The 5,966-nt window shown below is 72.8% G+C and carries 7 protein-coding genes; 5 read left to right on the top strand and 2 right to left on the bottom strand.

What is annotated here, in order from left to right; genetic code table 11:
- Positions 1 to 356, top strand: a 356-nt coding sequence (locus BLS43_RS29130; RefSeq protein ID WP_176921640.1) for a transposase, incomplete at its 5' end; no start/stop codon positions are given.
- Here the strand turns inward: BLS43_RS29130 and BLS43_RS29125 are convergent.
- On the bottom strand, positions 353 to 952 hold the full coding sequence (locus BLS43_RS29125) for a TetR/AcrR family transcriptional regulator (RefSeq protein ID WP_093089908.1): 600 nt from the start codon (positions 950 to 952) through the stop codon (positions 353 to 355). The genes BLS43_RS29130 and BLS43_RS29125 overlap by 4 nt on opposite strands.
- An 83-nt stretch (positions 953 to 1,035) precedes the next feature.
- Between BLS43_RS29125 and BLS43_RS29120 the strand changes: the two genes are divergently transcribed.
- Positions 1,036 to 2,235 carry a cytochrome P450 gene (locus BLS43_RS29120; protein ID WP_245707919.1) on the top strand — a complete coding sequence of 400 codons (1,200 nt, stop codon included), beginning with the start codon at positions 1,036 to 1,038 and terminating at the stop codon, positions 2,233 to 2,235.
- An 8-nt stretch (positions 2,236 to 2,243) separates the two neighbouring features.
- Positions 2,244 to 2,441 (top strand): ferredoxin, encoded by a 198-nt coding sequence (locus tag BLS43_RS29115; protein ID WP_093089906.1) that lies wholly within the window; start codon positions 2,244 to 2,246, stop codon positions 2,439 to 2,441.
- A 172-nt stretch (positions 2,442 to 2,613) separates the two neighbouring features.
- Here the strand turns inward: BLS43_RS29115 and BLS43_RS29110 are convergent, their stop codons facing one another.
- Positions 2,614 to 3,327, bottom strand: a complete 714-nt coding sequence (locus tag BLS43_RS29110; RefSeq protein ID WP_093089905.1) for a class I SAM-dependent methyltransferase — start codon at positions 3,325 to 3,327, stop codon at positions 2,614 to 2,616.
- A 46-nt stretch (positions 3,328 to 3,373) separates the two neighbouring features.
- Between BLS43_RS29110 and BLS43_RS29105 the strand changes: the two genes are divergently transcribed.
- Together BLS43_RS29105 and BLS43_RS29100 are read left to right on the top strand one after the other, a co-directional pair.
- On the top strand, positions 3,374 to 4,237 hold the full coding sequence (locus tag BLS43_RS29105) for an AraC family transcriptional regulator (RefSeq protein WP_245707918.1): 864 nt from the start codon (positions 3,374 to 3,376) through the stop codon (positions 4,235 to 4,237).
- A 49-nt stretch (positions 4,238 to 4,286) separates the two neighbouring features.
- Positions 4,287 to 5,786, top strand: a complete 1,500-nt coding sequence (locus BLS43_RS29100) for an amino acid permease (RefSeq protein ID WP_093089904.1) — start codon at positions 4,287 to 4,289, stop codon at positions 5,784 to 5,786.
- Positions 5,787 to 5,966 lie beyond the last annotated feature (180 nt).

The following is a 5,966-nucleotide window of genomic DNA, read 5'->3' as shown; positions in this document are numbered from 1 at the left end:
AGCTCGACGCCGAGGTCCCCGACGGGCTGCAGGTCCACATGATCTGCGACAACTACAGCACCCACAAGTCCCCGACCGTCGCGGCCTGGCTGGTGCGCCACCCCCGTTTCCACATGCACTTCACCCCGACCTACTCCTCGTGGCTCAACCAGGTCGAACGCTGGTTCGCCCTGCTCACCGACAAACAGCTCCGCCGCGGCGTGCACAAGAACCGGCACGCCCTCGAACGCGACATCCGCGCCTGGATCGCCGACTGGAACGACAACCCCCGCCCGTTCCACTGGACCAGTACCGCGGACGAGATCCTCGAACGCCTCGCCTCATATCTTCAACGAATTCCTGGCGCAGGACACTAGTAGGGCCCCACCGCCAGCCGCAGCACCTCCGCGAGCCCGCTCTCCCGGGCCCCGGAGTCGGCGAGGTCGTCCGTCGCGATCCGCAGCGCGGCGTTGACCACGGCCGCCCGGGTCCGGGCCTCGAGCGAGTCCTCCGCCAGGCCGAGGCGCCGGGCGAACACCTCGGTGAGCGTCGCCTCGGCGCTCTCCTGCAGCAGCAGCCACACCGCGCGCAGCGCGCGTTCCTCCCGCGTCATCCGGACGACGGCGAGCACGTCCTCCCGCTCCGGCCCGGCGGCCCGGTACTCGGCCCGCAGGTGCTCCACGAGGCCGCGATCGGCGGGCCAGGCCCGCAGCACCTCCTGGAACTCCTCCAGGGCGCTGCGCAGCAACGGCTCCACGCACGCCTCCTTGCTGCGGAACAGCCGCCACACCGTCCGCTCGGAGACCCCCGCCGCGTGGGCGATCTGCGCCCCGGAGGTCGCCGCGAGCCCCTGCGCGCGGAACAGGGCGACGGCGTGCCGGGAGATCTCCAGCCGCTGCCGCTCCCGCTGGGCGTCGCTCAGCGGCGGCCTGCCCCGTCTCCCCGGGGTGGGTGTGTCCCACACGTCCGTCATGTCCGGACACTACCGGGCGCTTTAAGTGGCAGCTACTGCCAACAATGTCTACCGTGCGAAGGGACCGGCCCGGAAGGAGACCCGTGACCACCACCGAAGACCGTCGACTCCCGTTCCCCCGTCCGAACATCCTGGAGCTCGCCCCGCTCTACGAGGCCCTGCGTCGCGAGGCCCCCGTCGTCGCCGTCACCACGCCCGCGGGTGATCCCGCATGGCTGGTCACGCGGTTCGACGAGGTCAAGCAGCTGTTGGGGGACAAGCGGTTCGGCCGCTCGCACCCCGCGCCGGAGCAGGCGTCGAAGATCAACCGGGCCGCCGTGCTCGAGGGACCCTCCGGCAACTACGAGACCGAGGCGGCCGACCACAGCCGGATGCGCAGGCTGCTCACGCCCGCCTTCTCCGCCAAGCGGATGAACCGGCTGAGCGGGGACGTCCAGGCCCTCGTCGACGGCTGCATCGACCGGATGGTCGCGGCGCACGACACCGATCCCGTCGTGGACCTGCACGCACTGCTGGCGCTCCCGATGCCGATCGGGGTGATCTGCGCGCTGCTCGGCGTGCCCGAGGAGGACGCCCCGCTCTTCCGCGATCTCTCGGACCGGATGGGCACGGCGTCCGGTGCGGACGCGCACGCCGCGCGGGAGGAGTTCGGTCGCTACGTCACACGCCTCGCCGAGGCGAAGCGGGCGAACCCCGGGCAGGACGTGATCTCCGACCTGGTCGCCGCGCAGGCCGCGGACGAGACGTTCGGGTACGCCGAGATGACCAGGCTGGCGGTGGGCCTGATCTTCGCGGGGCACGAGACCACGGTGAACCGGATCGGGCTCGGCGTGCTCTTCCTGATGACCCGACGACAGCACTGGGACGACCTGGTCGCGGACCCCTCCCGGGTCAACGCGACGGTCGAGGAGATCATGCGACTCGGTGCCCCCGGTGACCTCGGGCTCGTGCGGTACGCGCACGAGGACGTCTCGGTCGCGGGCGTCGACATCGCCCGCGGCGACGCCCTCGTCCTGTCGATCAACGCCGCCAACCGGGACCCCGGCGAGTACGGAGCGGCCGAGGAGTTCGACCCCGACCGCCCCGAGCGCGCCCACCTGGGCTTCGGGCACGGCGCGCACTTCTGCATCGGGGCGAGCCTGGCCCGCGTCGAGCTGCGCACCGTGTTCGCGACCCTGGCCCGGCGGCTGCCGGACCTGCGGCCGGCAGCGGAGCTCGACGAGCTCGACGTCCGGACCGGACACATCACCGGCGGCGTGACCACGCTGCCCGTCACCTGGTGAGGAGAGGCATGCACATCGAGGCGGACCAGGAGAAGTGCGTCGGCGCGGGCCAGTGCGTGATGGCCGCGCCGGAGCTGTTCGACCAGCGGGACTCCGACGGCGTCGTGGAGGTGCTGGTGTCCGACCCCGCGGATTCGCAGGCCGCGCAGGCCCGGGAGGCGGAGCTGACCTGCCCGGCGGCCGCGATCACCGTCACGGCCACCTAGTGCCCCGTCCAGAAACGTTCAGGACCGAACTCGGCGGCCCAGCCACCCGTGGGCGGCGTTGCCACCCCGGCCGAGTACGCCCGGTACGAGACCGGGGCGGCGCCTTGCCCACGAGCGGCTGAATCCCCCGATTCCGGCCCCAACGTTCCTGGACGGGGCACTAGTCGGCCGGTCAGCGGGCGGCGCGGTAGTAGACCAGGCCGCCCACGCCGCTCCGCACACGACCGAGGGCGGTGACGTCGGTGAAGCCCGCCTCCGTGAGCAGGGCGGTCACGGAGGCGGCGGTGCCGTGGGCCGGCGCCGGGGTGTGCCCGTGGCCGTGCCCCTGCCCGTGGCCGTCTCCCTGCCCCCGGCCGCGCTGTCGGGGGGCGGTCACGCGGTGCAGCAGGCCGAACGCGGCGCGCAGGGGGCGCAGCGCCGCGGACCACTCGGGGCGGTCCCCGTCGACGTCCAGCAGGTGCAGGCTCCCGCCGGGGGCGAGGACGCGCCGCACCTCGTGCAGGGTCGCGAGTTTCGCGTCCTCGGGGAGGTGGTGGAGCATCAGCGACGACACCACCCGGTCCACGCTGCCGTCGCCCGCGGGCAGGTGCTGGGCGTAGGCCTGCTCGAAGCGCGCCCCGAGACCCCGGTCGGCGGCCTTGCGGCGGGCCACCGCGATCGCGTCCCCGTCCGGGTCGACGCCCGTGACCCGCGCGGACGGGACCGCCTCGGCGGCGCGCAGGGCCACCTCGCCGGTGCCGCACCCGATGTCCAGCACGGTGGCGCCCGGCGCGATCGCCGCCTGCGCCACGAGCCGCCAGTAGCGCGGGCCCATCCCGGCGAGCCGCGCGAACCGGTCGTAGGAGGGGACGCGGGCGGGCAGGAAATGTGGACGAACTTCGGTCATGACGTCTAGCCTCGTGATCCGCTGATCTGCGGACAAGGGACGATCTGTGGCACTGGGTGGACGTTCTTCGGGTGTACCGCTGCTGCAGTACGGCGACCTCTCCTCGACACCGATCACCGTGCTGCGGGGGCCGGGCGGCGATCGGCCCGAGGCGGGCGCCCACGCGCACGACTTCCTGTCGCTGTTCTACGTGGCGGACGGGACCGTGCACCGCCGCGTCGACGACCGGGACTGGGAGCTGGCGGCGGGGGACGCGTTCGTCGTATCGCCCGGCGCCGTGGTCGGGGCGGGCGCACCGCGGAGGGAGGCGGACGTCTGGAGCCTGTTCTTCCCCGCGGTCGCCGTGGACCCGACGGCCGCGGCGTCGCTCGTATCGTGGCGCGGGCACCCCCTGCTGGCGCCGTTCGTCGGCGAGCACCGCGGTGGGGCGCAACGACTCCGGGTGCCCGAGGCGGACCGGGCCGGGTGGTCGCGCACCCTCGCCGAGCTCGCCGAGGAGCTCACCGCCCGGCGGGACGGCCACGCCGAGGCCGCCCGCGCCCACCTCACCCTGCTGCTGGTGCGGCTGGGCAGGCTCGGCGTGGACGGCCGCGAGCAGGTCGACCCCCTCGTGGCGCGGGTGTTCGCGGCCATCGAGGAGCGGTTCGCGGAGCCGATCTCGCTGCGGGACGTCGCCGCGGCCGTCGGGCTCACCCCCGGCCACGTGACGACCGCGGTCGGTCGGGCGACCGGCCGCACGGTGCAGCAGTGGATCACCGAGCGTCGGATGCGCGAGGCGCGGCGGCTGCTGGTGGACACGGCCGCGACGGTCGAGGAGGTGGCGCGCCGTGTCGGCTACCGCGACCCGGGCTACTTCCGACGCCGCTTCCGGGCCGTCCACGGGACGAGTCCCGCCGCGTGGCGGTCGTGAGGCCGTCCCGGTCTGCGAGGTGCTTAACGCAGCCGTAACCTGACCGCCCATGGCGAGCGCGTGGCGGCGGACGAAGTCCGTCGAACAGTCCATCCAGGACACCGACGAACCGGACACCAGGCTCCGCAAGGACCTCGGGACCTGGGACCTCATCGTCTTCGGGGTCGCGGTCGTGGTGGGCGCGGGCATCTTCACCCTCGCCGCCAGCACCGCCGGGGACCGGGCCGGGCCCTCGGTCTCGCTCGCGTTCGTCCTCGCCGCGATCGCCTGCGGCCTCGCCGCGCTCTGCTACGCGGAGTTCGCCTCGACCGTGCCGGTGGCGGGCAGCGCCTACACGTTCTCCTACGCCACCTTCGGCGAGTTCGTCGCCTGGATCATCGGCTGGGACCTGGTCCTCGAGTTCGCGGTCGGCGCCTCGGTCGTCAGCAAGGGCTGGTCGCAGTACCTCGCCCAGGTGCTCGCGCTCGTCGGGCTCGACGTGCCGACGTCGGTCCCGCTCGGTGACTTCTTCACCTTCGACTGGGGTGCCCTGCTGCTGGTCGCGATCCTCGGCACCCTGCTCGCCGTCGGGACCAAGCTCTCCAGCCGGGTCAGCATGGTGCTGACGATCCTCAAGGTCGCCATCGTGCTGCTCGTGGTCGTCGTGGGCATCGGCTACGTCAAGGCGCAGAACTACACCCCGTTCATCCCGCCCGCGACCGACGGCGGCGGCGGGGACGGCGGGCTGAAGCAGTCCCTGCTGTCGCTGTTCGGCGGCGAGGGCAGCAGCACCTTCGGCATCTACGGGCTGCTCGCGGCGGCCTCGCTGGTCTTCTTCGCCTTCATCGGGTTCGACGTCGTCGCGACGACCGCGGAGGAGACGCGCGACCCGCAGAAGTCCCTGCCGCGCGGCATCCTCGGCTCGCTCGCGATCGTCACCGTGCTGTACGTGGCCGTCTCGCTGGTCCTCACCGGCATGGTCAGCTACACGCAGCTCGGCGAGCGGCCCGACGGCACCCGCGCCACCCTGGCCACCGCGTTCACCGAGCTCGGCGTCACGTGGGCGGCGGCCGTCATCGCCGTCGGGGCCCTGCTCGGCCTGACGACGGTCGTCATGGTGCTCCTGCTCGGCCAGATCCGCGTGCTGTTCGCCATGTCCCGCGACGGCCTGCTGCCCACCGCCCTGGCCCGGACCGGCCGCAACGGCACGCCGGTGCGCGCGACGCTGATCGTCGGGCTGCTGGTCGCGGTGACCGCCACCTTCTTCCCGGCCTCCGAGCTGGAGGAGATGGTCAACATCGGCACCCTGTTCGCGTTCGTCCTGGTGTCGGTGGGGGTGGTGATCCTGCGCCGGACCCGCCCGGACCTGCCGCGCGCCTTCCGCACCCCGCTGGTCCCGCTGGTGCCGATCCTGTCCGTGCTGGCCTGCGTGTGGCTGATGCTCAACCTGACGGTCGAGACCTGGCTGCGCTTCCTGATCTGGATGGTGCTGGGCCTGGTGGTCTACGCGACGTACGGCCGAACGCACTCGCGTCTCGGGCAACGGCAACGCTCCGGCAACACCCCCTAACACGCCGGATCTCCGGGGGAAACGAATCGGACACGCGGCACCGGTTCACTGCTCGCCACCACAGGCACCCGGAAGGACGCACGCGATGGCAGACCTGACCGATCTCGAGAAGCAGTCGCTCGAGGAGATCGCCCACCCGTCCCTGCCCGAGGGCTCGTCGATCTACGGCGGCACGAAGGT

The organism is Pseudonocardia oroxyli, from assembly GCF_900102195.1.
In the GTDB taxonomy this organism is placed as follows: domain Bacteria; phylum Actinomycetota; class Actinomycetes; order Mycobacteriales; family Pseudonocardiaceae; genus Pseudonocardia; species Pseudonocardia oroxyli.
Note: the sequence above shows the minus strand (reverse complement) of the source record. Positions and strands in the feature narration are given on the sequence as shown.